We start from the raw sequence: 26,624 nt of genomic DNA on the forward strand, positions 1-26,624 counted from the left end.
TCTCCCTCCAGTTACTCCTTGAAAATGAATATGCCCAGCAGGCTTAAGATAGCGGCTGCCGCAATGGTCAGGAATGAGGCTGGCGCAACGTTGCGTGCTGGCCGCTCGGGATTGCGTGGCAGATTATACACTTCTGGCTCATCTAGCAGGAGAAAAAAGGAGTTTAAGCCACCTTCAAGGATAGCGTCGTCAGCTCCATAAAGCCTTGCCTCTTTTACCCCACGCTCGTGCAGTATTCCCAGGCGTTCCCTTGCCTGTTTTTTGAGCTGATCTACTTCCCCGAAGATGATCGAATCAGTGGGACAGGCTTTGGCGCAGGCCGGCTCTATTCCCTCTTTCAAACGATCATAGCAGAGTGTGCATTTGTGGGCCGTGTGGTCTCCCTTTTCATCACGGGCAATGACGCCAAAGGGGCAAGCCACTACACAGTAGCCACAGCCGTTGCAGATATCCTGCTGCACATATACTGTGTCAAATTCTGTGCGGATAATAGCTCCGGTAGGACAGGCTTCCAGGCAAGGAGCATTTGCACAGTGTTTGCAGACGTCGCTATGCATGAGCCAGCGTTCAGTGTTGAAAAAGGGCAGCGCCGTTCCAGGAGGTGGATCGGCGATGGGGCTGCTTGCTCCTTCGAGATTGTTAAAAAGGGGAAGGCTGGGTGCTGAAGTCTCTTCGCTTACCGGTTTTCTGCGTTCAATCTTCTCAATGAACTGCACGTGCCGCCAGGTAGTGGCTCCCAATTGCCGCGTATTATCATAGCTTGATCCGCTCCAGGTAGGATCAGGGGCTGGGAGCTGATTCCATTGCCGGCAAGCTACTTCGCAGGCTTTACAGCCGATACAGATGCTTGTATCGGTAAAAAAGCCCATCGCAGGTTGTGGCGCTGGCGGCTCTTCCTTATGTAAAGGCGCCAGGGCGTTTTGCAAGAGTTGCGCGCCTGCCTGCACGAGAGATTGCTGAGCTGGCCTTGATTCAACCGCCATCGCTTTACAACTCCTTATGAGTGAGGCGTCCAGGACGAATATTGCACATGAAAGCTTTAGCCTCTTCAATGCTCACATTTGGCTCTAGCACCATATGCGCAAGATCGTTTGTGATGCTCCCTTTGCTTTTGCCCTGGAAACCCCAATGGAATGGTACGCCTATCTGATGTACTGTGCGCTTGCCAAAGTGCAAGGGACGTATGCGCTTTGTGACCATTGCACGCGCTTCAATCTCGCCACGCAGCGTGCTGATAACCATCCAGTCGCCATGTTTAATCTGGCGTTCCGCCGCCAGCTCAGGGCTAAGTTCGGCAAAGAGCTCGGGCTGCAAAGTATTAAGCCAGGGCATCCAGCGCGACATGGGGCCGCTGAGATGGTGCTCGGTAAGGCGATAGGTGGTGATTACAATAGGATAGCGCTCGTCTCCCACTGCCGCGAGCTGGTTATTTTGCCGGCCCTTGTTATAGATTGCGGCTGGATTGCTTTGTTGCTTGTAGAGTGCATTATGCAGCGGCGCTTCAACTGCTTCATAATGCGCAGGTAATGGACCGTCCTTCACTCCGCTGGGAGCGAAAAGCCAGCCTCGACCGTCAGGCTTCATAATAAATGGATCGCTGCCGGCAATTGCTTCCATACCCAGCGCGTCGGGCGCTGGCGTATAATCCGGAGCTTTATTCAGTGGGAAATCAGGGATATCATAGCCTGTCCACTGTTTCTTCTCCTCATCCCACCAGACGTACTTCTTGCGTTCGGACCAGGGGTGCCCCTGGGGATCGGCAGAGGCCCGATTATAAAGGATGCGCCGGTTGGCTGGCCAGGCATAGCCCCACTGGAGATTCGTATAGCCGTCAGGTATACGCGAAGCTGCTCGGTTATTGCCTGGTTCTGGATAGACTCCACTATAAATCCAGGAGCCACAAGCTGTGCTGCCATCGTCTTTTAAGGTCGTGAAGCCCGGTACATGAGGAGCGTTGTGTAGTGTATAGATCTGCGTGGACTGCTCCTTCTGGCCCTGGGGATAGACATAGTAGCCGTTGATCTCTTTGAGCACTAGCTCAGGATCGGGCTCGTCAAGAATGCGCGAGCCTGGTTCGGGCTGCTCTCTCTCATAATCCCAGGTCAGCGCTTGCAAGGGGCGGTCTTTAGCTTCCTGGCTCCCTTCATAGAGCTCTTTAAGCCGTTTGCCAAGATGGTAGACAAACCAGAGGTCCGAGCGCGCATCGCCGGGTGGATCGACGGCTTTATCGCGCCATTGAAGCAGCCGTTGCGTGTTGGTAAAGCTCCCTGCTTTCTCTGTAGAGGCTGCCGCCGGCAACAGGAAGACCTCGGTTTTGATCGTAGACGGATCAATAGGCTCAGTACCCTTATACCAGAAAACTGTCGATTCAACTTCGTAGAGATCGCGCACGACCATCCAGTCAAGCTTTTTCAATGCCTCGCGCTGCATGCGTGAGTCAGTGCTACCTGCCGCTGGGTTTTGCCCAAAGAGGAAGTAGCCCTTGATCTTGCCGTCGAGCATGGCGTAGCTTGTCATCAGGTGGGAATGGTCACCGATAATTTTCGGCAGCCAGCGATAGCCGTAATCGCAGCCCTCCTCATTGACATTCTCGCCATACCAGGCCTTGAGCAGGCTCTTGATATAGGCGGGAAAATGTATCCACCAGCCAGTTTTCAAGCCAGCCGCCTCGATATACTCTGCAAGCGTTTGCTGCGAAGGAGATCTCGGCGCCGAAGTAGCCCCTTCCAGGGTTTGTTCTGTCGGCGGGTGCGTTTCTACAAATGCTGCTGGTTGAGGCATGTAGCCTGCCAGCAAATCGTAGAGCGTCGGGATATCGGTTGAGCCCTGAATCGAGGCGTGGCCGCGCAGGGCCATGATGCCCCCTCCGGGACGGCCGATATTACCCAGCAGCAGCTGAATGATCGCGGAGGAGCGAATGATCTGTACGCCCTTGGATTGCTGGGTCCAGCCCACGGCATAACAGATAGCCGAAGTGCGTTCGCGCCCGGAGTTTTCGGCCAGCGTTTGGGCTACTATCTGCCACTGATCGCGTGGGACGCCGCATACGCGCTCAACCATTTCTGGCGTGTAGCGGGCAAAGTGGCGCCGCATGAGCTGAAATACGCAGTTTGGATGCTGCAGCGTTGGATCTGTGAGTGGCTTGCCGTACTTGTCGCGCTGATAGTCCCAGCTATGTGTATCTGTATAGCCTCCTGTTTGCGGGTCAAAGCCGGAAAAGAGGCCGTCGAGATCCTCTGTATCTTTAAAGTCTTCCCGTACAAGCATTGCTGCGTTGGTGTAATGCACCACATACTCATGGAAGTAGGCATTGTTTTCCAGCAAATAGCGAATGATGGCGCCCAAAAACACGATATCGCTACCTGCACGCGTTGGAATATGCAGGTTCGCCAGCGCTGAGGTACGCGAGAAATGCGGGTCTACATGGATGACCTTCGCGCCTCGCTCCTTAGCTTTCACAACGTTAGCAAAGGCGATAGGATGGGCCTCCGCCATATTGCTGCCCATGATTAAGATACAATCACTGTTGACAAGATCTTGCGGAAATGTAGTGGCCCCGCCACGCCCTAATGAAGTACCCAGACCGGGCACTGTAGAGCTGTGTCATATACGGGCCTGGTTCTCGATGGAGACAATTCCTAAGCCGCCGGTCAGCAGCTTCTTCATAAGATAGTTCTCTTCTATGTCGAGCGTGGCCCCACCTAGTGAAGCGATCCCTAGCGTATGGTTGACTTCACGCCCGTCGTCAAGGCGCTCGACAAACGTCTCATCACGAGTCTTTTTGACGCGCTGGGCGATCTGCTCCATGGCCCAATCCAGGGATTTAACTTCCCAATGGTCGCTGTAGGGACCTCGATAGAGGATCTGCGTCAGGCGGCTAGGATTGACTGTATATTGAAAGGTGGCCGAGCCCTTCGGGCAGAGCGTACCATGGTTGATAGGGCTATCAGGATTGCCTTCAATGTCGATGACTTTGCCATCTTTGACATACACATTCAAACTGCAGCCTACAGCACAATAAGGGCATACGCTGTGTACGACTCTGGCATTGCGAATGCGAGGTGCTTTTTGAATACTTTCTTTGCTGAAGGGCTCTACTTTAGAACCAATCTGCATGACCTCTGATAAAGCGCTTTGTAGCGGTTGCGGTAGAGAAGAGAATTCTGCCATAGAATCATATCCCCATTCTGTGCATATATCTTGTGTGTTTTCGCGATGAACCGTCGCAGAGCAGTGGTATGCTCCTATTGTATCATGGAACGAAAAGAGCTAGCATGCTCATGTATCGCTAACCTGGGCTTTTGAGCGGGAATGCCGGGCTCTGACTACCATGCGCCCGGTTGAGCTTTGTGCTAATCTGCTCGGGCGATAAACTCTCTAGCAAAGAATCGCAGGGAATCCAGTTGAATGACGTCAGGGAAGGCGATAATAATCTCCTGAACCCCGACATCCTCAAGCTCCGCCAGGCGTTTGCGAATAGTCTGCGGGCTACCAATCAACGAGGTATCCCTAAAGAGGCGCTTAAGGCCGAGATCGCTTCTGGCCTCGGCCTGCTTATCAGTCTCGTCCATGACGCAGACTGTTGTTATCGTACGCCGGATGCTCTCGTAATCGCGCCCAACGGCCGTACAATGGTCTTTGAGGATCGCAAACTTCTGCTTGATAGTCTCTAGATCGCCGTAGATATCGCAGGCATCGGCGTACTGCGCTACGAGCTTAAGCGTCACTTTTTCGCCGCTCCCGCCGATCAGCAAGGGAATATGCGGCTTTTGTACACCCTTGGGCTGGTTGATAGCGCCATGCACTTGATAATACTGTCCTGCAAAGATGGCTTCTTCCTGGGTCCACATGGCGAGAATGACCTGGACGGCTTCGCGTAATTGGCGTAAGCGCTCGGGGGCAGTGGGAAATTCATAGCCGTAGCCCCGGTATTCGTGCTCATGCCAGCCGGCACCGATGCCAAAGTTGAGGCGCCCGTGCGAGAGCACATCAACGGTACTGGCCATCTTGGCCAACAGTGCCGGGTTGCGATAGCCGTTGCAGGTCACCATCTGACCAATGCGAATATGATTAGTATCGCGCGCAAGGGCTGCAGTTGTCGTCCAGCACTCAAAGGTGACTTCCTGTGAGGGCGTAGGGATGGTGTGAAAATGATCTACCAGCCAGGCCGAGTCAAAGCCAAGTTCGTCGGCAGTCTGAGCAACGCGTGTCATTGCCTCATAAGCTTCGACCGGATCTTTGATGCTGGCCAGGTCCATAGTCCATCCCTGTGGCAGGGATATGCCGAATTTTAAGTTCATACAGTTGAGTCTCCTCCGTAAGTCAGATTGTGCAGTCAAAAGTGCAACATAAACAGACTACAAGTAATATGTCTAGCTTCTTATAGCCATAAGAGACGATGGGTATCTAGCTTTGAGCTGAGCCCTTCGCTTGATCAGTATGCGAGAAAATCGATAGTATTACCAGATTCTGACAATCATATGACTGCCAATGGCAGGATAAGCTTTGTCAGTTGATAGTAAGAGCTAGCCGTCCTGAAGTTGTAGACCAAAAGGTTATGAGACTGGCGCATACCGGGATTTTCTGGTATATCTTTATGCAGCATTAAAATATTGATAAAAATTATTCGGTGCAGCCAACCCTTTGTGAGCTAGCGAGAAATATACAGGCATATGCTGGTTCATAGATATATCGCGCTCTATAGCCTATTTGTGCTAGTAAGAGTAAGGGCTATAAAACTCTTCTGTATCAAGAGAAACAGCTATACGATAGTACTATTTCTAATCTTTCTCAGCATTCTAACGATCTACTAATCTTGCTAAACAAATTCTTATACGATATACTACGTTCTAGCATCGCACTGGAATAGAAAAATACGTGAAGATGCAAGATGAAATAGGCATGATAGAAGTCAGGAAACAGTAAAGAAGGGTTTACGTACTGCATGGACATACCCCCAAAAGATAAGCAGGAAACAACAAACTCAAGTGCAAAATCACGAAATCCCCGCTCCAAGATAGCTCCCCGCCTGAAAAAGCGACATTTCGTTATACGTTATGCTATTCCTCTAGCATTAGTCGTTATGGGTGTATTTCTGCTCGCGCTAGCAGGATTTCGCCTCATCAATTTGGCAGTCGGGGCAGGTGCAGCTCAAGAAAAGCCCATCAGCGAAGTACTCAATATGGCTGATCGGCATCAATTGAAGTCTGTCACCGTGAGCAGCAGTGAAGTATTGGCTACTTCCAAATCAGGCCAGCAGTATCATGCCTTCAAGGAAGATGGACAGGCTGTAACAGAGATCTTCAGACGTGATGGAGTTGCGGTCAGCATTGATAGCAGTCAGCATAACCAGTGGGTGCAGGGTGGTGTCGATCTGCTTCTAGTCCTTCTTGTAGCAGGCAGCATGTTCTTTTTTATTCGGCGCAGTGGCGTTGGCGGCCAGGCTGCTCCCTTTGCGCGTTCCAGGGCCAAACGTTTTAACGAGACGCATCCCAACGTTCTCTTTAAGGATGTTGCCGGAGTCGAAGAGGCTAAATTAGAACTGCAAGAGATCGTTGAATTCCTCAAATATCCTGAGCGTTTTACTGCCATGGGGGCACGTACTCCTAAAGGAGTATTGTTGGTTGGTGCTCCTGGCACAGGCAAGACCCTTATCTCTCGTGCGGTGGCTGGTGAGGCTGGCGTAGCTTTCTATAGCGTAAGCGGCTCTGAATTTGTTGAGATGTTTGTGGGGGTTGGGGCGGCACGCGTACGCGATCTCTTTAAAGAAGCCAAAGAGCATGCTCCATGTATCCTCTTTATCGATGAGATTGACGCCGTGGGACGTCAGCGCAGTAATTCGGGGACCGGAGGCAATGACGAGCGCGAACAGACCTTAAATCAGCTGCTTGTCGAGATGGATGGTTTTGATAAGCATACTAATGTAGTGGTGATTGCCGCGACAAACCGACCTGACGTCCTTGATCCTGCCCTCCTGCGTCCGGGCCGTTTTGATCGCCGCGTGATGCTTGATAAGCCTGATATTCGTGGACGCTTAGCTATTCTTGAGGTCCATGCGAAAGATAAGCCACTTGCCGCCAATGTCACGCTAGAGGATCTCGCGCGCCAGACCGCAGGTTTTTCAGGCGCTGACCTGGCCAATCTCTTGAACGAGGCCGCCCTGCTGGCTGCACGCAATGGTCAGAGCGATATTCGCAAGCCCGAGCTTGAAGAGGCGATCTTGCGTGTCATGGCCGGTCCCGAGCGTAAGAGCCGCGTCATTACTGAAGCTGAGAAGGCGATCATCGCCTATCACGAAGTTGGTCATGCCATCGTTATGCGCTCTATGCCCGGCGCCGATCCCGTACAAAAGGTCTCGGCCATTGCCAGAGGCATGGCTCTGGGCATTACTGTTCAGGCTCCAGCTGAGGACCGCTACCTCCTGCGTCGCTCAGAATTGCTGGCAAAAATGGCGGGTGCGATGGGCGGACGTGCGGCCGAAGAGATTATCTTTGGAGATATTACTACGGGAGCCAGCCAGGATATCGAGTATGTTACGAATCTTGCGCGGCGCATGGTCTGTGAGTTTGGTATGACGGCTCTTGGCAATATAGCCCTCAAGATGGACCCGGAAGGCACCTCGTCAATCAGCGCTGAGACTGCAGCGAAAATTGACGCTGAGGTTGCAACGCTTATCGATCAAGCTTATAATACAGCCCTTACTATCTTACGTGAGAAGAAGGAGAAGCTGATAGCTATCTCTGAGCACCTGATCCAGGTCGAGACCATTGATGGAGCAGAGCTTGATGCTATGCTGTTTGCCGCATGAAATCTTATGACGAGAACATTTATTGCCCTTGAAATGAATGAGGCAGCCCAGCGCCACCTGGAGGGAGTCATCCACCGGGTGGCGCGTGGATTACCGAGCGTGCGCTGGGTTGACCCGGCTGGCATTCATCTCACCCTTGCCTTTTTAGGCGAATTGACAGATGAGCAACTGACAGAAGCCACAGAAGCCGCTGGTATTGCCGCTCGTAAAGTTTGTTCCTTCTCGTATAATCTCTCCCGCCTGGGTGTCTTTGGCCCGGCGAAGCAGCCCCGCGTCATCTGGATGGGCATCAATGAGCCTTCGGGTACGTTGTCGCTGCTCCATCGTGTGCTCAATCGCGAGCTAGAGCAGCGCGGCTTTGCCGTCGATAAGCGGCCCTTTTCTCCTCACCTTACTCTGGCCCGCGTGAAGGTCCCGCTAACTTCCGAGGAGCAGGGCAACTTGCAGAGCATTTTGACTGGTAAGCAGCATGGGATCGTTTCTACAGAGATCTATCCTGTCAGCTCTGTGTATGTAATGAAGAGTGAGTTATCCCGCATGGGCGCGCAATATACCTGCTTGCAAGAGTGGAAGCTTGGGGATGTACTCTGAGCATAACCTTGAGATCAAGCAGGCTGCATAGGGAACATGGGCTAGCTAGAGCACAGATAACTGCTAAGTTCTAGCTGGCCCATATATTTGCTTCCATTACCCCTTTACGCTGCCAATAGTTAAACCTGACTGGAAGAAACGCTGTGCATATAGGAACAAGAGCAAGAGAGGAAGCGTAACCAGGACCGAGGAGGCGGCGAAGTAGCCCCAGGGGGTGCGAAAATCACTCTGTAGACTATATACTCCCAGGATAAAGGTAAGGTTACTCCCGGTATCATTAGCGTTAAGCACGAGGTTAGCAATCGCAAACTCGTTCCAACCGGCTAGAAAAATAAACATTGCCGAGGCTATAAGCGCGGGAATGGACAGGGGGAGCGTTACGCGCAAAAAGGCTTGGAGATGTGATGCTCCGTCAATCATCGCCGCCTGCTCTAGCTCTACAGGTATTGTGTCAAAATACCCTTTGATGTTCCAGCAGCCAAAGACGAGTTGCCCGCCTGCATAGACGAGAATTAAGCCAAGCAAATTGTTAATCAGTCCCAGCGCATCGAGCAAAAGATAGTAGGCCGGTAGAGCCAGCAAGGCCGGAAAAGCCTGCAGGGTCAGCAGCAAAGTGAGGCTTAACTCTCTTCCTCGGAAGCGGAAGCGCGATAGCGCATAGGCTCCACTCATTGAGCAGATAACCCCGATCAGTGTTGTAGCTCCACAGACGATAAATGTATTAGCGATCCAGGCTAACAGGGGCAGCTTCGTCAGCGCGTAGATATAATTATCAAGTGTAGGCCGGGTCGGAATCAGGTGTAAATCGGTAGTGTAAAGGTTCTGGTCGCCAGCTAGCGAAGCCTGTAAGACGTAATAGAGCGGGAAGAGGGCGAAGACGGTCATGATAATCAGGAAAAGATAGATCCCTGCAAGCGAGAGCGTCGAGGCGAGATGAGGTCTGCTGACCGCGGACCTGGTTTGTGTAGAGGTCGTTGAAGGAATACTCATTCCCCTTCCTGGCAAGGATGAAGGTATATTGCTCATTTCTGTCGTTCGTTCGTTCATGCTACTGACTCCTTACTGGCAGGAATGCTCAGCGTGCGGGCGAGGAATGTAGCCAGGGCCAGAATAATAAAGAGCAAAATCGAGAAAGCTGCGATTAAAGCATAGTGCGGATTGGCTACATTAGCGCCCAGGATGCGATTATACATATATATGATGACAAACTCTGTGAAGCCTGGTTTATCGGCGCTCACAAACGGTCCACCTTTATTGATAAGAAAGACAGTATTAAACATCTGGAAGGTTGTGATAGCGCTAAGAATAGCCGCTGGAGCGATAGCAGGGCGCAAGAGTGGCAGGGTGACGGTTATGAAGCGTTTCCAGGCATTGGCTCCATCAACGCTGGCCGCCTCATTTAGTTCCTGTGGAATGCTCTGTAGCGCACCCAGAATGACAACTGTAAAGAATGGATAAGAAAGCCAGACATTTGTAATGACTACGGCAGCGAAGGTACCCCAGGGTGCGCTGAGCCAGGGAATAGCAAACTGGTGACCAAAGAATATACGCCCAATCTGGTTAATGGGGCCAAAGTCATCGTTAAATAGAAATTTCCAGATCAGGGCGGTAATGCCGGAGGGAGCGGCCCAGGGCACCAGTAATACCGTGCGCCAGAATGCCTGACCTTTGATTCTGGGATTATTGAGTGCCAGTGCGGTTGCCATGCCTATAACAAGAAACAATGCTACGCAAACAGCAACATAGAGCACTGTCAGGCCAAGGACGAAGAACAGATCACTATTGGGCGTAAGAAGCAGTTGCTGGTAATTTCCAAGCCCGATGAGAGAATAGTGATCTGAGTTGAAAAGGGTGTAATTAGTAAAAGAGAGATAGAGTGTATATAAAATCGGCCAGATGCTTACCAGGGCCAGGGTTATAAGCATGGGCAGCAAATACAGAAAAATAGTGAAGCGGCTGACTTTGAGCATGTGTTCCTGCCCTTTCCATAGGATAAGTGGCAGATTTCACATCTCGTAGCCCTTCCCGCTTAACTCAGAGCTGTATCTCTAGAGATAAGCCCTGAGTTAGAGGTGCGCCGGGCGCAAATGTGAATTATCTGCCTCAGTGCTATTCACAATACTATGAGCAGACCAGATTTGTGTTATGAAGTAATTTGCGCAATACCCTTTGTTGCCGCGCTCTGGGCCGAGGCGAGAGCTGCTTCGGGTTTTTGGGAACCATTCCACATGGCCGTTAATGACTGTTGGAGTGGTGTCCAGAGGGCTGACATATAAGGCGTATTGGGCAAGGCTGTGCCCAGTTTTACCTGCGAGGCGTAAGCAGTAATTACGGGATTATCTTTGATAGTAGAATCATCCTGCGCCGCGAGATTAGCTGGAATCTCACCGGTAGTTTTGACCATGTTTACCTGATTCTCTTTATTCGTGAAAAATTTGATGAGATCGGTGCAGAGGGCCACGTTTTTGGCATTTTTGGTCACCCATAACGATTTTACGCCAACGAAGGGTTTAGCCGGTGTGTTAGTTGCTGTAATGATGGGAAGCTGCGCAAAACCAAGCTTGAGATTGGCTTTAGCATAATCGGCATAGGCCCAGGGGCCATTAAGCATAATGGCGGCTTTTCCCTCAGTGAAGAGAGAAGAGGCGGCGTCGTAGGTGATTTGTTTGGGCAGGTAGGGCCTGAAGGAATTGATATAGTTCATCGCGGCAAGTGCCTTGGGCGTGTCAAGGTGAGCTTTGCCGTCAGGCGTTACAAAGCTAGCTCCATAACCGTAGAAGAAGGGCGCGGCTGTGTATCCATTAAGGATATCCCATACGACACCATACTTGCCGGGATGCTGCTGTTGAAATGTCTTGGCAAAATTTAGCAGATCGTCGCTCGTCTTAGGCACATCATTCGGGCTGACTAAATCTTTGTTGTAGATGAGCGTGAGCGCTTCAACTGTCTCTGGCACACCGTAGATTTTGTCGTTAAAGGTTACTGCATCGGCGGCTGGCTTGCTATATGTCGAGTTGACGAAGCCTTTGCTAATATAGTCGTCGAGTGGAATGACGGCATGGCTAGAGGCCAGCTTTCCCAGATTATCGTCAGCATAATCAATGATATCAGGGCCGTTATTCGCTTTAATGGCGATGATGGATTTAGCAATCACGTCATCCTGATGAACCAGTTTAATCGCCACTTTAGGATGGAGCTTAGTGTAGGCGTCGAAGATAGCTTTTTTGGCGTTGATGTAATCTCCTTGCCAGTTATGCCAGATAGTGATTGTTCCGCTGTAATCAATGTTGTTGCTATTGCTACTTCCACTCGGACTGCTTCCACCTCCACAGGCGGCCAATAGCATTACAATCAGCAAGGCCAGTGGCAGGAGATGGATGAATGCACGCTTGCTAAACATTGCTGAGATCCTCCATGCGAAAAATAATTCAGGGCTTATTTAAGTTTGCGAATATGGACAACAGTAAGTATAGACATACAGCTTGTCTTCATAGCGAACTTAGCTGATAGGATAGCTCGTATGGCTAAGAACGCGTTCTGCAAGCTCAGGCCTGGTTATGCTGTAGAGTATGCTGGCGGACAAGATAAATAAGTCTGGAGAATGGGAACTGTATTCAAGAGGTTTTCCTCCTCTCTGTGCTGCTTTGCACACGGATACATCATCCATGAAAAAGGACTACCCGCATCATGATCTTAAAAAGGTGTCTGCTACAAACTCCGTTTTGCCTGAGAATGCCCTCGTTGGCATCTCTTAAATATATATGGTTCCTACCAGGTTTATTGCCTGGGCTTATCGTGTGACGACAAGAGAAATCTCTATAAGCTGGGCGTAGATTATGTGGATGATGGAGCAGTATTGCCTTGCTCCAGATAAGTTTCAATGTTTTCGCTGATGGCCCGTAAATGGTCCTGTAAAGCGCATAAACGTCTACAATCGACAGCACCCATCAAGCGATGGATGAGCTGGCTATGCTCTTCTTTTAGCTTCTCGCGCAAGAGTATCCCCTCGGGAGTAAGTGTAATCAGAATAACGCGGCGATCATGAGGATCAGAAGAGCGCTTGACGAGCTTGAGATGTTCAAGGCGATCAATAATGCCTGTGACGTTGCTTTTATCTGTAAATAGGACGCGGCTGAGATCTACCATCGAGCATCCTCGCTCTTGATCAAGATTTTGCAGAGTCCAGAACTGACGCGTATTCAGGCCATGCTCAGCACAGAAACGGTGGTCGCTATCATCTAGCAGATAAAATGTTTTGGTGAGCAGGCGATATACTTCCTGTTCGACAGTAAATTTATCCTCGATACTCATGTGCTTGCCTTTGTTTGATTTGTCGTTGTAAATCACTGAGTGTATTGAAAAAGTGTAGAACAAAACTGTTGAGAAGTCAACAGTTGTTGGATCTACTTTTGTCGGAAAAATGAGTTATAGCCGCTAGCCAGGTATGGCAAATTCCTCCTGCTGCTAGAGAGGTATCAAGGGAAATCTTAACCCACTTTTTACCAATGATTTTCTTATAGTCATGAGTCGAGCTTCAATTTCCCGAGCTCTGTCCCTGGAAGCAGGATAGCAGCTGCCAGGCCTGCTAGCTCAAGCTCAAGCAGATTCTCTTGCCAGGTCGGCTCTGCGCGGGTTGATGGCAAGAGATTGCAAAGTGTTCCTGTAGCCTCCGCGATCTCTGCAGGGAGGATAATGCGCATCTTTACCGGCAGCTCATTATTATTTAGCGCGATCAGTACATATTGTTCGCCGCTCTGACGAAGGTAGGCTCCGATCTGCTCATCGGCTGCAGCCGATGTGCCTACTAGCTGGACCGAGAGCCTGCGAAACGTGCCAGTACGTAAGGCTGGATAAGCTTGTCTGATAGCTATTAACCGGCGATAATGAGCTAATAGCGTTGTATCCTGATATTCATCCCAGAGCATGGGAGCGCGTGCATAGGCATTTTCTTTGCTTGCATCGGCGTATTGTGAGAGTCCAACCTCGGTACCGTAATAGACAATAGGTGTGCCATCCAGAGTCAGGTGACAGACCGCAGCCAGCTTCAAACGCTCGGTCTGGCCATGAGCGAGCCATAGGAAGCGATGCATGTCATGGTTATCCAGGAGCGTAGCGCGTTCCATATGTGCTGGCAAGGAGGCCACTCTCTCATCGAGAAAGCTCAATAAGCTTGTTAGCGGTGCTTCGCGTAGAGCAAAGACCTTGCGCAGCATCCCGGTGAGCGGAAAATCCATAAAAGCGTCAAGACGACCTTCATAATCAGCGATTTCGGTTAAAGAAGCTGTAATCTCACCAAGCGTGAGTGCCTGGGGAAAGCGTTCCTTGAGGCCTTCTTGAAACTCTGTCCAGAAGCTGTGAGAAGGCCCTGCCACATAGTCAAGGCGCATACCGTCAGCTCCAAAGTAGCTCAACCAATGTAGGGCTGCATTGATAAGATAGCGTCGTACGTCTGCATGTTCCGTCATCAACTCGGGCATGTTTTGGACCAGAGCGTAGGTGCGGTATCCATAGGGAGGCCAGTCGCCAAAGGCATACCAGTGAGCAGTGTCGCTCGCGGGATTCGCTTTGCCAGCGATGAATGCTGGATGCTGATCGGAGGTATGGTTGGCTACGAAATCAAGTAGAACGCGTATGCCGCGTTGATGCGCTTCTTGAATAAGTCGGCGCAGCGTCTCATTTGTGCCATAACGTCTGGCGACGTTGAAATAGTCAGAAATATTGTAGCCGTGGTAGACAGGACTCTCGAAAACCGGGGAGAGCCAGATACAGTTAGTCCCCAGACTGTGGATATAATCAAGCTTCTCGATAATGCCGGTTAAAGTGCCACCAAAAAAATCGGTAATAGCGGTATGCTCATGACTGCGTAGTGGCGGCTCATGGGAACCCGCGTTAAAACGATCAACAAAGATGTGGTAAACAACTGCCTCTTGCCACCATTGGGGCACAGAGCGGCAATCGACGTGATAGGCAAAGATGCGTTCCTGGGGCCCGGGCATACTGACAGGATCAACCCAATCCGCATACCAGTGTTGAGAGGGATCGGTCTTGTTCCATGCATCTGCGCAGTAGCGAACAAGAGTGTTTTCTGCCTGTGGTGGCAACACTGCGCGCCAGGGCCGTATAGACTGATCACCTGTTGTTCCAGGCTCGTGTTGCTCTACTTCTGCCAGAACGACTTTCCCATTCGCCGCCTCTCCACGAGAGCCTCTGGGCGTTGTCCCATCAGCTGTGTAGTAGACAGCGACTTGCTCGATGGGCTTCTGAGCGTTTGTAGAGAAGAAGAGCGTTACAGTCTCTCCAGGTTGTGGATCATGCGGTTCGATACGGCTGCCATGGGCTAATCCATCCTCGATAGCTGCCTTGAGACGTAGTTGCTGAGCATAGGGGTAGGGCCCGAAGAAAAAATCGACGACCTCTGTCATTGTTGCTTTCTCCTCTTCCTTGGGGAGTAAGGTATACCCATTCAAGGCTTCTAATAATTTAGTTGACTGGTATATTGTTGATTTTTCTACTATAGACAAGTCTACTGATCTCTATTGGGCTTGTCAAGAGCGAATACGATGTTTTGGCAGAAAGGACGCTAGAAGGAATCTTTGAGCAAAATAGATTTGAGGAGCGGCTAACTAGCTCCAAAAAAATGAGCGGAGCAAGCTTCAGTGCTTATCCCGCCCTCAAATTTCCCTGGTTATGAGGGGTTTCTTAAACTTTGGCAAAATCTTCAGTTATCCACAGCTGATGGTTAGCGTCAATGAGCACATCGATGCCTATTAGCTTGCCCTCGGTGGTAAGAATGTTTTTGCGATGCCCATCCTCAGGTGGCTGCTCGGCCATCATGGCTTTGTGAATAGCCAGAGCTCCATTAACCGTCGCGTCAGTGGTCTGGCCAATATTCTCGCCAACCCACCACCACTTCAAACCATCTTGCGTGACCCGCTTACCGAGATCAGCTTCGCCTGGAAGCTGATGCGAGAGCTGATTTGCGCTCGCCATGGCCTGATTATGTTTATGCGCACCCTGCACTAAAGCATCGCTCCAGCCGAGCGCTGGCAGACCTGCGGCCTCTCGATCCTTATTGATTGCTGCGAAGACCGCCTGGGCAATCTGGCTTTCGGTAGTCGAGGATGCTGCTCCGCTCTGGGCTTCTGCGGGCGCGGTAGGTGCCGCACTCCCGGACAAAGCATTCCCGAGAGACTGAAGCAAGCCATAAATGCCTACCCCAACGACAAGGATAGCAAGGATTGAGATTACTCTATACCAAAATTTTCTCCTCACCAGAATAAACTCCTTAGCAAGTTATCCTACCTTGCAAAGATAGCATATTGCCCTCCGTCGTCCTGATATAGAAGGCAATATGCGTATTTTTGATGGTGACAATATACATAGCTTTAGAGTCATTACGAATCAGTTAGCTCCACGTTGTAATCAGCTCTTGCTGCACTATGGCATAGCGACCAGGCCCACAATCTTTACCACTCATTTGAAGCCAAAGCGCATCAGCCCGGTAGCGCTTGAGAGCACCATAATCAGCGAGCAGATAGCTATGCCAACTTGAACTCCTGAAAACTGGAAGAGCGGCGCGGCTAGCAATAGGCCAAGGGCGCTGCCCAGATTCATAAGCGTAAAAAGCAGGCTGTATACTTTGCCAATGTGCTGGGAAGGCAGTTCGGTCTGGATCATCATCGTGATAGGGATATCGCCCATCGGGCCACCAATAGCCGCAATGGCCGAACCAAGGAGCGCGACATAAAATATGGGCACACTAACCATCAATAAAAAACCGGCACCCACAATAATACGACCCATCGTCATGGTTGCAACGGGACGGCGTATGCTCAGGCTTCCAATCACAAGATTGCTCAGAACATTTCCTACCCCATACGCTCCGAGAATCAGGCCATAAACGCCGACATTCCCTTTAAGAACCTGGGAAGCTAATAGCGGGATGCCAACGGTAAAGGCAGCGAACCAGGCCCCGGCCAGGATACTATCCGTCGCTATAAACCAGAATAGGACTTTATGGCTGTAGGTTATTTTGAAGCCTTCGGCAATATCTAGCCAGATCCCCTTGATGCCCTGTTGGCTATGTGTAGCTTTCGCTGGCTGCCAGGCATAACGCGTCCCGAGAAGGAAGACCGTCACTGCTGAGATGCCAAAGCTGACAGCATCGAGCGTGAAAAATTGGGTTAGAGGCATAAATGCGACAAGGACGCCGGCCAGGCTGGGGCCAAGCGCGCGGGCTAGCCTGCGTGTAACGTCCATCAGGGCATTAGTGGCTTGTAGCGTTTTTGTCTCGCTTACCAGGACTGGAAGGCTCGCCTGAAGCGCGGGATTGAATAGAGATCCCAGCCCTCCTACAATCGTCGCCACGACGATTAAATACCAGAACTGCACACTACCTGTGAGGGCCAGAACAGGCAGCGTAATTACAGCCAGCGCGCGTAATATGTCCACTACGATCATCGTTGTGCGCCTGTTCCAGCGATCAGCATAAACGCCGCCCAGCAAGCCAAAAAAGAGGGCCGACCCTGCTTGTGCAGCGCCTACCATGCCTGCTGAACTGCCGGCAAGCTTGATAGCAATCCACATAACCGCGATTTCGTAGAAATAGTCTCCCATGGCTGAAAGCACCTGGCTGATCCACAGGAGTACCAGGTGAGTGTGCTTTAAGACCCGTAAAATGTGCATGCTTACTCTTCTCTTCTTCGATATGGTGTAAATAGGAAAATTGATGTGGGCTATGAAAAATTATATGCCTCTGTTTTGGGCGCAGAAGGCCGTAGAAAAGCCCTTCCAGGGCATTCTTTATCAGGGCGCTAAAACTGGCAGGGGATGTATAGGCTAATTGCCTATAAATTCCCTTTCTGTGTTGTGCGCTCTAACTAGTGTACCTGAAAGAAATCCCAGATGTCTCCGGTGGGGTTGACAAAGCTTAGCCTGGTGGTGTATTCTCTGAAACAGCAAAAGTAAACAAAGTGTTCCAGCAAAGTTGCTGTCGCAACCTTTGTAATGATTTTCAGCAGAGCAAAAAGATTTTAGCGCAGGCTTTGAGTAGATTTAAGTCTTTAAACGGAGTAGAAAGTACATGATGACAACGTTCAGTTCCACAGCACAGGCAGCGATGAATGCTGCTAATTGTCGTGGAGAACGTATGTCCTTTTTTATGCCTGCAACAATGGGTATGTGCATGACTGCTGCATGCACCATAGGAATTAACGGAACCGGCGTGTTAACGTCGGTTTCTTTGTTTTCAGGGGCTTTGCTTTTGGTAGGCCTCCTTGTATGCCTCCTTGTAGTACTTATTATTAGCATTACCCTTACCTGCCTTACCGGACTTGTTGGGCTTGATGGTCTGGTAGGGCGAACGGTGAAGCTAGCCACAAGAACTGCAGGGGGAGATTAGAGGGAGCAACGACGCAGCCCCATCCAAAGAAGGTAACCTGATAGAGGACCTCCCATCTGGGAGGTCTTCTTTTATTATCGTGATTATTACGAAATGTACTTATGAAATCGTGAATTATTCGGGAGGAATTATGGCAATCGCTGCAAAGACCATCCAGCAGGCTCTCTCTGCAGATCAGACCGGCAAGCAAGACGAGATCCGTGAACTGACAGGAAGCCAGATTATGTGTGAGGCCCTGGTTCGTGAGGGTGTAGAGGTCATGTATGGCTATCCCGGCGGAGCTATTATACCTTTTTATGATGCACTTACATCCTATCCTGCTCTACATCATGTCCTCGTAAGACATGAGCAGGCTGCGGGCCATGCAGCCGATGGTTATGCACGCAGCACCGGCAAGGTTGGGGTGTGTGTGGCGACAAGCGGTCCGGGTGCGACAAATCTCGTGACAGGGCTGGCAACGGCATTTATGGACTCAGTTCCAATGGTAGCGATTACCGGACAGGTAGGCCGAGCTTCTATCGGGCGCGATTTCTTCCAGGAAATTGATATGATTGGTTTGGCACAGCCTATTACAAAGCACAGCTATCTCGTGCGTAGCGCTGATGAGCTTGCCACAGTGATTCACGAAGCATTCTATGTTGCACGCAGCGGACGGCCTGGTCCAGTTTTGGTTGATGTGCCCAAGGATGTGCAGTTTGAGAAGGCGATGTACAATCCGGCAGCCTATACTACTTCAGAGCAAGCTATGCAGGCAAATGTTACGGCTAGTAAGCCAGCAGCCTATTTGTTGGAACAGGCCGCGCAGTTGATTGCTCAGTCGCAGCGTCCTTTGATCATGGCCGGACACGGCGTTATTCTGGCCAATGCTTACGCTGAACTGAAAGCCTTTGCCGAGAAGACATCTATTCCTGTCATTACAACCCTGCTTGGCTTGAGCGCGTTTCCCGATACCCATCCATTGCAGCTTGGTATGCCTGGCATGCATGGACCGGCTTATGTGAACCATGCCATCGGCGATGCTGATCTCATTATTGGCGTAGGACTACGTTTTGATGATCGCGTGACTGGCGATGTCAAAGCTTTTGCTCCTCATGCGCGCTTTATTCATATCGATATTGATCCTTCGGAAATCCATAAAGTCAAAGTGGCGACAGTACCTATAGTGGCCGATGCTAAAGTCGCTCTGGCCGCCTTAACTGAGGCTGTGGCCCAGGATGATAAGAGTGCCTGGCTGCAAGAGATCAACGCATGGCGTAAGCAGGAAGAGGAGCGTATTCAGAGTATCAAGCGCTCCGATACCTTGCCTGACCCTACAAGCATTTTTGATGCCATCTATAAAGTGACTGAGGGAAATGCGATTGTCGTTTCCGATGTGGGGCAGCATCAGATGTGGACAGCGCGCTACTATCTCTGGACACGTCCCAACAGCCATATTACTTCTGGTGGCCTGGGTACAATGGGTTTCTCTCTGCCCGCTGCAATGGGCGTCAAGATGGGATTGCCCGATGAGCCAGTCTGGGTTGTGGCTGGTGATGGCTGCATTCAGATGAATATTCAAGAGCTAGCAACCCTGCGGCAGGAAGGCGTCAAACTCAAGATTGCAATCATGAATAATGGCTATCTCGGTATGGTGCGCCAGTGGCAACAGTTCTTCCATTCGCGCAATTATTCAGAGACCCCTATCAGCGGTCCTGACTATGTACAGTTAGCCGCAGCTTATGGAATCAAAGGCATACGCATTACAGATCGTAGTGAAGTAGAGAGTGCTATCAAACAGGCAATGGAGATCGATGAGTCCGTTATCCTTGAATTCGTCATCGAGTCAGAGGCTAATGTTTATCCGATGGTTGCTCCCGGCTCTGCGATTACTACTATGATTGAAGAAACTACTGAGGGAGAAAACTAGGTTATGACTGGCAATTCTGCAACTGTTGAACGAGCCTGGCACTCTGATGCGCCCCAGGGAACAGAGCAAACGCATACATTGGTGGTCCTTGTTGAGGATCGGCCGGGGGCCGTTGATCGCGTGGTTGGTCTATTCCGTCGCCGCCGCGCCTCGCTACAGACCCTCGCCCTGGGACCTAGCGAACAGACAGGTGTGATGCGCTTTACCGCTGTAGTGAATGATTCCGAGGTAGGGATTGATCATGTGGTTGAACAGTTGCGTAAAGTTGTAGATGTAAAACAGGTGGTAAACCTGACAGATAAGCAAGCCGTCTCGCGAGAATTAGCATTAATCAAAGTGAATGGCACAACCGCCAGTTTTAATGCTATTATTGAGCTCGGTTGTTCGTTTGGCGCCCGCGTTGTTGAAGCGACCGCTGAAACGATTACTCTAGAGGCAACGGGTAGCAGTGAGCAGATAGAGCAGCTTGTGAGCCAGTTGCAGGCATATGGCATTCGCGAGATTGCGCGCTCGGGCAAGGTTGCTCTTACTCGAACTACCAAAAATGTATAGGCCAGCGAGAACTGGCTGGTCTTGAACTTATTGCTGGTCGGGTCGCACTGGCCAGCTAAGAAATAGAAGAAGGAAGCAAAGGAAGAAGTTATGGCACAGGTCTATTATGATGCAGACGCAAATCTGCAGCTTATACAACAGAAAAAGGTAGCGATCATTGGCTATGGTAGCCAGGGACACGCTCATGCGCTCAATCTTCGCGATAGCGGCTGCGAAGTAGTAGTTGGACTTCCTACAGGGAGCAGGAGCCGCGCAAAGGCTGAGGCTGATGGCCTGCGTGTGATGACGCCGGCCGATGCTGCCGCGCAGGCTGACGTAATTATGATCCTGATCCCTGATGAACACCACAGAACAGTATTTGAGCGCGATATCAAGCCGGGCCTGGCCGCAGGCAAGATGCTCATGACGGCCCATGGTTTTAGCCTGCATTTCTCGCAGATCGTGGCGCCGGAAAATGTTGACGTCGCAATGGTTGCGCCTAAGAGCCCCGGACATATGTTGCGCCGCCTCTATACTGAGGGTGTAGGTGTACCGGCTCTGTGGGCCGTTCATCAGGATGCGACCGGCAATGCAGAGGCTTTGACGCTCTCATATGCGCGGGCGTTGGGCAGCACCCGTGCGGGCGTTCTGCGCACGACCATTCGCGAAGAGACAGAGACCGATCTCTTTGGCGAGCAAGCGGTATTGTGCGGTGGCGTCTCTGCCTTGATTCGCTCGGGCTTTGAGACCCTGGTAGCCGCTGGCTATCAGCCGGAAGTAGCCTATTTTGAATGCTTGCACGAGATGAAGTTGATCGTCGATCTCATCTATCAGGGCGGCTTGAGCTATATGCGCTACTCTATTAGCAATACAGCTGAGTTTGGTGACTACGTTTCGGGTCAGCGCCTGATCGATCAGCATGTGCGTGACGAGATGGGCAAGATCCTCAACGAGATCCAGAATGGTACCTTTGCCGTGCGCTGGATTACGGAGAATCAGGCCGGGCAGCCCAGCTTCAAGGCGATGCGGCGGGCAGCTCAGAATCACCAGATTGAAGAGGTTGGTAAAGAGCTGCGCGCTATGATGCCCTGGCTCAATCCTGTACAGGTTGAGTCTGATACGGTAAAGTCAACAAACTAGCCTACTTTGGCTTTGTTTTAGCCTGATGGTAAATTACTTGTGTGCGCAGCTCCTACCTTTGCCTCAAGCAGTGGTAGGGCTGCGCCGCGTGCGCTAAGGCAACATCAGACGTTTACGCTTTTGGCGGCCCCATCTTGCAGGCAGTGAGCGCTAGTTTTGTCAGATGGTGCTTGTTTACCGATTTGCTTCAGGTCGGTTGAAACTCTCGACACTGCTTGCATCTGAAGATATACTAAAAGGAATGGCTCACTCACCTTTATGGTCACAGAGATAACGCATTCTCTCTATCTATAAAGGTTTGACTTGAGTATCTAAGAGCTTGAAGCTTCAATGGCTGCACCTCTCTGCGTCTCAGGGAAGAGTAAGAATTCCGTAACCGGGTAATTCCCTCTCATTGATATGGATGTGGTTATAGCGTTACAATGGGAGTGGCAATAGAGATTGGAGGGAGAGGGGAAGCTCACCTGAATGTTCCCATCCCTTTTAACTTGCGTCAGGTCTATGACTTTTGTATAGTGCAGGTTACTCCTGGCGCAAAACATGTTAAAATAGCTGTACTTTTGGAAAGGATGAAAGATGCGTTCCTCATCAGAAAGGCAGGTCGCCAGCGATGGCACTGGTATTACCTGCTTCAGTAACAGTCTTAACACCAGCTACCTCGGCTAATTTAGGGCCGGGCTTTGATAGCCTTGGGCTGGCACTGCAACTGTATAATCGCTTTGAGATAGAAGAGGGAGGGAGTGATCCCTCAAATCCGTATATAGAAATACACGGGTCACTGGGCGCGGGCTTATCACGAGGGCCGGATAATCTGTTTTTCCGGTCTTTTGCCTTGCTTTTTGAGCGTTTACAGATTCCTCTTCCGGCTGTACGTATTCGGGTCTCGACCAACATACCTCCCGGCTGCGGGCTTGGTAGCAGCGCTACGGCTGTAGTTGGGGGTTTGGTTGCGGCTAACGAGTGGCTGCGTATAATGGGATTACATGATCTCGTTATGCCGAAAGAAGAATTGTTGATACTCGCTGTAGAGGCCGAGGCTGGCAATCATCCAGATAACGTGGCGCCTGCGTTGCTTGGTGGACTTGTGGCTACAACCAGTGTCGGCGGGAAGATTGAGGCCATAAAGACGCCTTTTCCCGACGCGCTCAAAGCTGTGATTTTTACTCCCGCGTTTCCGATGGATACGATTGCGGGAAGAAAGTTGCTGCCGACTAGCTATCCAAAGGCCGATGTGACCTTTAATACCGGGCGTGTGGCTTTGTTATTGACAGCCTTGCAGACAGGGCGCTACGAGGTGATTGGCGAGGCAATGCAGGATCGCCTACACCAGCCATATCGGCAAGCGCTCTTTCCTGCGATGCCCGATATTATTCAGGCCGCTATTGATGCCGGAGCATATGGTGCATGCCTTTCTGGTGGAGGGTCATCACTCATCGCCCTGGCCAGCTCCCACTTTACGGAAATATTACATGCGATGCAAGGGACTGCCCGCGCTGCCGGTGTGGAAGGAACTGGCAAGATTTTACGGGCAGATCAGACAGGGGCACGTGTAATTAAGACGTCGCGCAATCGCATACGAAAGGATGTTAGAGCTCGCTATGGCGATCAATTCTGCTGGTCTCCAGCCAGACCAGGAGTCAGGTGAGGGAAAGAAGCGTTTGAATACTACTCTTTCGTCTGAGGTGGTTGAGGCTTTGTCCTCAACCTCCTTACGCTGTGTAGAATGCTCGGCTCTCTATCCCACGATAGAGGCCGGCCGAGCCTCGCAACTGCCGCGTTATCGCTGTGATTGTGGCGGGGTTCTCGATGTGGAAAGACAGTTCAGGCTTCCTGAGCAGGATATAAAGTTACCGCAAGATAGCGCTGAGACGTTTTTGGGAACCGATAGCGCTCCTTCGGCCGGAGCAGCCTGGCGGCAGTTGTTCGATGAGCGCGCTTCGGGTCCGCCTATCTGGCCCATCAGTACTGATAAGCAGTTGCTTGATTATAGCGGGGTCTGGCGCTATCGCGAGCTAATCCTGCCCGCGCCCGAAAATTATGTCGTAAGTCGCCCTGAAGGAAATACCGGTCTGTATCCGGTTGGTATCGAAAATTGTGGCGCAGGCCGCGCCGGACACCGCCAGATTGGCTTGTATGCTGGTCTGGAGCGCTTATTCCTGAAGCACGAAGGAGAGAATCCTTCGGGGAGCTTCAAGGACCGGGGCATGACGGTTGGGGTGACGATGGCACATCTGTTGGGGGCGAAAGCCGTAGCTTGTGCCTCTACCGGAAATACTTCGGCCTCCTTGGCTTCCTATGCGGCTCAGGCCGGGATGCGTGGCATCGTCTTTTTACCCGCTGGTAACGTGGTTGCTGGTAAGCTGGCGCAATCGCTGGCCTATGGTGCTGAGGTTGTGCAGATTAAGGGTGACTTCGATGACGCTATGGAGCTGGTGGAGCAGGTTTGCAATGAATTGGGCATTTATCTGCTGAATTCTTTGAATCCTTTCCGCGTCGAGGGTCAGAAGGCGATAGGTTTTGAAATTTTGCAGCAGCTCGATTGGCAAGCTCCAGATTGGTTGGTGCTTCCGGCCGGCAATCTGGGCAATACTTCAGCAATTGGTAAGGCTTTTCGGCAGGCTTATCAGCTTTCGCTGATTAACCATATGCCGCGTATTGCTTCGATCCAGGCCGCTGGCGCTAATCCTTTCTACCTTAGCTTTACACAGAACTTTGCCAGGCGAGAATCTGTGCGCGCTCATACCGTGGCCTCGGCGATAAAGATTGGCAATCCGGTGAGCTATACGCGCGCCCGCCGCGTTATTGAGGAGAGCGATGGTATTGTAGAGCAGGTCAGCGATGATGAGATTTTGGCGGCCAAAGCCATTATTGATCGCGCTGGCATTGGCTGCGAGCCAGCTTCGGCCGCTACGCTAGCCGGCATCCGTAAGCTTGTAGCGCGCGGTGTGATTAAGCATGATGAGCAAGTGGTGGGCGTGCTCACCGGGAATCTGCTCAAGGATAGCTCCACCGGGATTCCTCCCGTGAATGATGTTGTTGTAGAGGCGACGATGGACGCTGTTAGGAGCCTTCTCTCGAAATGAGTCTTGTTGCGCGCGAAAAGAAATCTGCAACGGTTGAAGCTATGTCGTCCCCGACGCATAGCTTCAATCTGCGTTCATGGCTACTCTCCTGGGAGATATACCTTCTTGTGCTGGTAGCCGCTTTTTTACGTCTCTATCAGATTCATACTACCGAATTTGATGGCGATCAGGCGATGATCCTTGGGATGGCTCGCTACGCGATTGAGCACGGCCTGTGGATAGCTACTAGCAATTATGCCTCTATTCGTATCGTCAATCCTCCAGGGATTATCTATCTCTTACTCATACCGGCCTGGATTAGTGCTAATCCTGTCAGTGCGGCTATCTTCACTGCGCTCTGTGCAATCCTGGCTGTATTACTTACCTATTTCTTTGTGCGGCGCTATTACGGTCGCCTGGCAGCTACTATTGCTGCCCTTCTCTATGCCACAGCCACTAAGGCTGTCTTTTATTCTCGCTTCTCCTGGAACCAAAATATGCTGCCCCTCTTTGTGCTGCTTCTCTTCTTCTGTCTATTCTGGGGCGTTGTGGAACGGCGTAAAGGTTGGTTTGGTCCCGCAGTCTTTCTGATTGGTTTACTGGTTCAGCTGCATGCAACCGGCGCATATATGATTGCCCCCTTTTTGCTGGCTGTGTGCCTGGCTCCTAAAACTATACGCTGGCGAGATGTGTTGTTGGGCGCGGTTTTGCTGCTCATAAGCTATGCTCCCTATCTTATCTGGGAGATCTCAACGCATTTTTCGGATGTGGCTATTCTGCTGACTCCGACCAATCGACCCACGCTTGTCGATAACTGGGCGCTGGTTTTCTACCAACTTATGATCAGTCCTTATGAAGTGCCATTTACAAATACCCACTCTCTTCTCTATAAGCTTGTTCCTTTTATTGGCTGGCTGCGCAATACAATGACAATCCTGCTCATCACGGCGGCTGTAATGGCGCTGCTAAAGGCTGTCTGGCCTACTAAGATAGCTACGACGGCACAGCAGAAGACAATTCCAGTGCTGGGAGCTATTGGCCGCTGGTGGCTGGATTTATGCTCTACTCCCTACCGCTGCGGTTTATTGATCTTGCTAGTCTGGCAGCTTGTGATGTTTGCGCTTGTACGCCACTCTTTACCTTTATATCTCCATTACTTTATTATATTCATGCCCGGCCCGTTTATCCTGATAGGAATTTTTATTGCCAAAGTGGTTTTATGGTTTCGTGAGCGTGGCAGCTGGAATGTGCTCGTCAGTGCAGCTATGGTGCTTCTATCCTTGTTCATTGTTTTTGCCCAGTTTGCGGGCACAACGGCTGATGTGTTGGATATGGTTCAAGGTAACTTTCATGACCACGCTCGCTCCAATCCTTACTATAATGACCTTGCCTCTCTACAACATGCGCTTACTGACGCTGATCAATTAGCTCAAAAACAACATCTGGAGCGTGTATACATCGCGGCTGATCGCGCCAATGCTCTGGCAATTTCCTATCTGGCCAGCCAGATGCATACTCCAACAACTATCTTTAATTGTAAGGAATGCCTTGTGCTCCCGACGCACACGACTGGTCCTGTTGCTATGCTTGTCAGCCCATATAGCACCTTTGTAGATGCGCTGTTGAAGCAGTTCACGCAGGCAAAACTTGTTGATTCGCCGCCGCGCTTAGGAGGAGATCCTTTCCGGCTTTACGTCGTGAGCAATCCCGATCAACTGCCGAGCGCACGCCAGACTTTCTCGAACCAGCTGCAGCTCTTTGATACTCATTTGCGGCTCATCAAGTTTAACAATGCTTCCTGGCAGGTCTCACATTGGGGCTTCTTACATGCAAAACCATTAAGCTTTAACTCCACTTATACTTATATGATGACGGCAAGCCCGGCGAGCCAATCAAAGTTGACAAGTAAGGGCCTATGCGAGCTATCTTCGCTCCATCCTGGCGACGAGTTACTTATGGCCTTTAGAGAAAACTCGGCCACACTGCCGCTCAAAGTCACTGTGCGCTATCAGGAGTCCAGGCCTTACGATCTCCCCTTCGGACCACTGGCTTTAGAGACGGGAGTCGATCAAATAACTCCGTGGACTACGTTGAAAATAATGAATGGAAATGGGGCTACGCTGCTTTCTCCTGCTACTGGTGTGGCCCCGGCTCATTGAGACAGATAAAATAAAGAGCTTCTAGCGA

At 50.9% G+C, this 26,624-nt stretch carries 18 protein-coding genes; 8 read left to right on the forward strand and 10 right to left on the reverse strand.

From position 1 onward, the window contains the following. Positions 1-11 precede the first annotated feature (11 nt). From EPA93_RS41325 to EPA93_RS41340, 3 genes are all read right to left on the reverse strand, one after another. The gene (locus EPA93_RS41325) at positions 12-983 is read right to left on the reverse strand and encodes a 4Fe-4S dicluster domain-containing protein (protein ID WP_129893148.1); all 972 of its coding nucleotides are present in this window, start codon (positions 981-983) and stop codon (positions 12-14) included. Between the two features lie 4 nt (positions 984-987). Beyond that, complete coding sequence (gene fdnG / locus EPA93_RS41330; protein WP_277988701.1) at positions 988-4,170, reverse strand: formate dehydrogenase-N subunit alpha; 3,183 nt, start codon at positions 4,168-4,170, stop codon at positions 988-990. Positions 4,171-4,352: 182 nt separating this feature from the next. Further along, a complete protein-coding gene (locus tag EPA93_RS41340; protein WP_129893151.1) occupies positions 4,353-5,300 on the reverse strand; it encodes an LLM class F420-dependent oxidoreductase in 948 nt (315 codons plus the stop codon). Positions 5,301-5,944: 644 nt separating this feature from the next. On the opposite strand from EPA93_RS41340, the gene ftsH reads away from it, so the two are divergent. Then, the gene (gene ftsH, locus EPA93_RS41345; protein WP_129893152.1) at positions 5,945-7,807 is read left to right on the forward strand and encodes an ATP-dependent zinc metalloprotease FtsH; all 1,863 of its coding nucleotides are present in this window, start codon (positions 5,945-5,947) and stop codon (positions 7,805-7,807) included. Between the two features lie 6 nt (positions 7,808-7,813). Beyond that, positions 7,814-8,398: an RNA 2',3'-cyclic phosphodiesterase gene (gene thpR / locus EPA93_RS41350; RefSeq protein WP_129893153.1), complete on the forward strand. Its 585-nt coding sequence runs from the start codon at positions 7,814-7,816 to the stop codon at positions 8,396-8,398. Between the two features lie 96 nt (positions 8,399-8,494). Here thpR and EPA93_RS41355 read toward each other — a convergent pair whose 3' ends face one another. The 7 genes from EPA93_RS41355 to EPA93_RS41385 form a co-directional block, all read right to left on the reverse strand. Beyond that, a complete protein-coding gene (locus EPA93_RS41355; RefSeq protein ID WP_129893154.1) occupies positions 8,495-9,445 on the reverse strand; it encodes a sugar ABC transporter permease in 951 nt (316 codons plus the stop codon). Beyond that, positions 9,442-10,368: a carbohydrate ABC transporter permease gene (locus tag EPA93_RS41360; RefSeq protein ID WP_129893155.1), complete on the reverse strand. Its 927-nt coding sequence runs from the start codon at positions 10,366-10,368 to the stop codon at positions 9,442-9,444. Before EPA93_RS41360 ends, EPA93_RS41355 begins: the two co-directional genes overlap by 4 nt. A 173-nt stretch (positions 10,369-10,541) precedes the next feature. Next, positions 10,542-11,798 carry a sugar ABC transporter substrate-binding protein gene (locus tag EPA93_RS41365; RefSeq protein WP_129893156.1) on the reverse strand — a complete coding sequence of 419 codons (1,257 nt, stop codon included), beginning with the start codon at positions 11,796-11,798 and terminating at the stop codon, positions 10,542-10,544. A gap of 434 nt (positions 11,799-12,232) precedes the next feature. Further along, positions 12,233-12,709 carry a MarR family winged helix-turn-helix transcriptional regulator gene (locus EPA93_RS41370; protein ID WP_129893157.1) on the reverse strand — a complete coding sequence of 159 codons (477 nt, stop codon included), beginning with the start codon at positions 12,707-12,709 and terminating at the stop codon, positions 12,233-12,235. A 209-nt stretch (positions 12,710-12,918) separates the two neighbouring features. Further along, positions 12,919-14,820: an alpha-amylase family glycosyl hydrolase gene (locus tag EPA93_RS41375; RefSeq protein ID WP_129893158.1), complete on the reverse strand. Its 1,902-nt coding sequence runs from the start codon at positions 14,818-14,820 to the stop codon at positions 12,919-12,921. A gap of 277 nt (positions 14,821-15,097) precedes the next feature. After that, a complete protein-coding gene (locus EPA93_RS41380) occupies positions 15,098-15,670 on the reverse strand; it encodes a CAP domain-containing protein (RefSeq protein ID WP_165423739.1) in 573 nt (190 codons plus the stop codon). Between the two features lie 201 nt (positions 15,671-15,871). Then, a complete protein-coding gene (locus tag EPA93_RS41385; protein ID WP_129893160.1) occupies positions 15,872-17,083 on the reverse strand; it encodes an MFS transporter in 1,212 nt (403 codons plus the stop codon). An 845-nt stretch (positions 17,084-17,928) separates the two neighbouring features. On the opposite strand from EPA93_RS41385, the gene ilvB reads away from it, so the two are divergent. From ilvB to EPA93_RS41415, 6 genes are all read left to right on the forward strand, one after another. After that, positions 17,929-19,704 (forward strand): biosynthetic-type acetolactate synthase large subunit, encoded by a 1,776-nt coding sequence (gene ilvB, locus EPA93_RS41390; protein ID WP_129893161.1) that lies wholly within the window; start codon positions 17,929-17,931, stop codon positions 19,702-19,704. A 3-nt stretch (positions 19,705-19,707) separates the two neighbouring features. Continuing rightward, positions 19,708-20,256, forward strand: coding sequence for an acetolactate synthase small subunit (ilvN, locus tag EPA93_RS41395; RefSeq protein ID WP_129893162.1), 549 nt, complete (start codon positions 19,708-19,710; stop codon positions 20,254-20,256). Positions 20,257-20,346: 90 nt separating this feature from the next. Next, the gene (gene ilvC, locus EPA93_RS41400; RefSeq protein ID WP_129893163.1) at positions 20,347-21,375 is read left to right on the forward strand and encodes a ketol-acid reductoisomerase; all 1,029 of its coding nucleotides are present in this window, start codon (positions 20,347-20,349) and stop codon (positions 21,373-21,375) included. Positions 21,376-21,985: 610 nt separating this feature from the next. After that, positions 21,986-23,020, forward strand: a complete 1,035-nt coding sequence (gene thrB, locus EPA93_RS41405; RefSeq protein ID WP_129893164.1) for a homoserine kinase — start codon at positions 21,986-21,988, stop codon at positions 23,018-23,020. Further along, on the forward strand, positions 22,974-24,458 hold the full coding sequence (thrC, locus tag EPA93_RS41410) for a threonine synthase (RefSeq protein ID WP_129893165.1): 1,485 nt from the start codon (positions 22,974-22,976) through the stop codon (positions 24,456-24,458). Before thrB ends, thrC begins: the two co-directional genes overlap by 47 nt. Next, on the forward strand, positions 24,455-26,596 hold the full coding sequence (locus EPA93_RS41415; protein WP_129893166.1) for a glycosyltransferase family 39 protein: 2,142 nt from the start codon (positions 24,455-24,457) through the stop codon (positions 26,594-26,596). The genes thrC and EPA93_RS41415 overlap by 4 nt, the downstream gene beginning before the upstream one ends. Positions 26,597-26,624: the final 28 nt, after the last annotated feature.

Origin of the sequence: Ktedonosporobacter rubrisoli, from assembly GCF_004208415.1 — a bacterium.
In the GTDB taxonomy this organism is placed as follows: domain Bacteria; phylum Chloroflexota; class Ktedonobacteria; order Ktedonobacterales; family Ktedonobacteraceae; genus Ktedonosporobacter; species Ktedonosporobacter rubrisoli.

Excerpts from the sequence above, each read along its gene's own strand:
- EPA93_RS41325 (WP_129893148.1), bottom strand. The coding sequence starts at position 983 with ATGGCGGTTGAATCAAGGCCAGCTCAGCAATCTCTCGTGCAGGCAGGC.
- EPA93_RS41340 (WP_129893151.1), bottom strand. The coding sequence starts at position 5,300 with ATGAACTTAAAATTCGGCATATCCCTGCCACAGGGATGGACTATGGAC.
- ftsH (WP_129893152.1), top strand. The coding sequence starts at position 5,945 with ATGGACATACCCCCAAAAGATAAGCAGGAAACAACAAACTCAAGTGCA.
- thpR (WP_129893153.1), top strand. The coding sequence starts at position 7,814 with ATGACGAGAACATTTATTGCCCTTGAAATGAATGAGGCAGCCCAGCGC.
- EPA93_RS41355 (WP_129893154.1), bottom strand. The coding sequence starts at position 9,445 with ATGAACGAACGAACGACAGAAATGAGCAATATACCTTCATCCTTGCCA.
- EPA93_RS41360 (WP_129893155.1), bottom strand. The coding sequence starts at position 10,368 with ATGCTCAAAGTCAGCCGCTTCACTATTTTTCTGTATTTGCTGCCCATG.
- EPA93_RS41365 (WP_129893156.1), bottom strand. The coding sequence starts at position 11,798 with ATGTTTAGCAAGCGTGCATTCATCCATCTCCTGCCACTGGCCTTGCTG.
- EPA93_RS41370 (WP_129893157.1), bottom strand. The coding sequence starts at position 12,709 with ATGAGTATCGAGGATAAATTTACTGTCGAACAGGAAGTATATCGCCTG.
- EPA93_RS41375 (WP_129893158.1), bottom strand. The coding sequence starts at position 14,820 with ATGACAGAGGTCGTCGATTTTTTCTTCGGGCCCTACCCCTATGCTCAG.
- EPA93_RS41385 (WP_129893160.1), bottom strand. The coding sequence starts at position 17,083 with ATGCACATTTTACGGGTCTTAAAGCACACTCACCTGGTACTCCTGTGG.
- ilvB (WP_129893161.1), top strand. The coding sequence starts at position 17,929 with ATGGCAATCGCTGCAAAGACCATCCAGCAGGCTCTCTCTGCAGATCAG.
- ilvN (WP_129893162.1), top strand. The coding sequence starts at position 19,708 with ATGACTGGCAATTCTGCAACTGTTGAACGAGCCTGGCACTCTGATGCG.
- ilvC (WP_129893163.1), top strand. The coding sequence starts at position 20,347 with ATGGCACAGGTCTATTATGATGCAGACGCAAATCTGCAGCTTATACAA.
- thrB (WP_129893164.1), top strand. The coding sequence starts at position 21,986 with ATGGCACTGGTATTACCTGCTTCAGTAACAGTCTTAACACCAGCTACC.
- thrC (WP_129893165.1), top strand. The coding sequence starts at position 22,974 with ATGGCGATCAATTCTGCTGGTCTCCAGCCAGACCAGGAGTCAGGTGAG.
- EPA93_RS41415 (WP_129893166.1), top strand. The coding sequence starts at position 24,455 with ATGAGTCTTGTTGCGCGCGAAAAGAAATCTGCAACGGTTGAAGCTATG.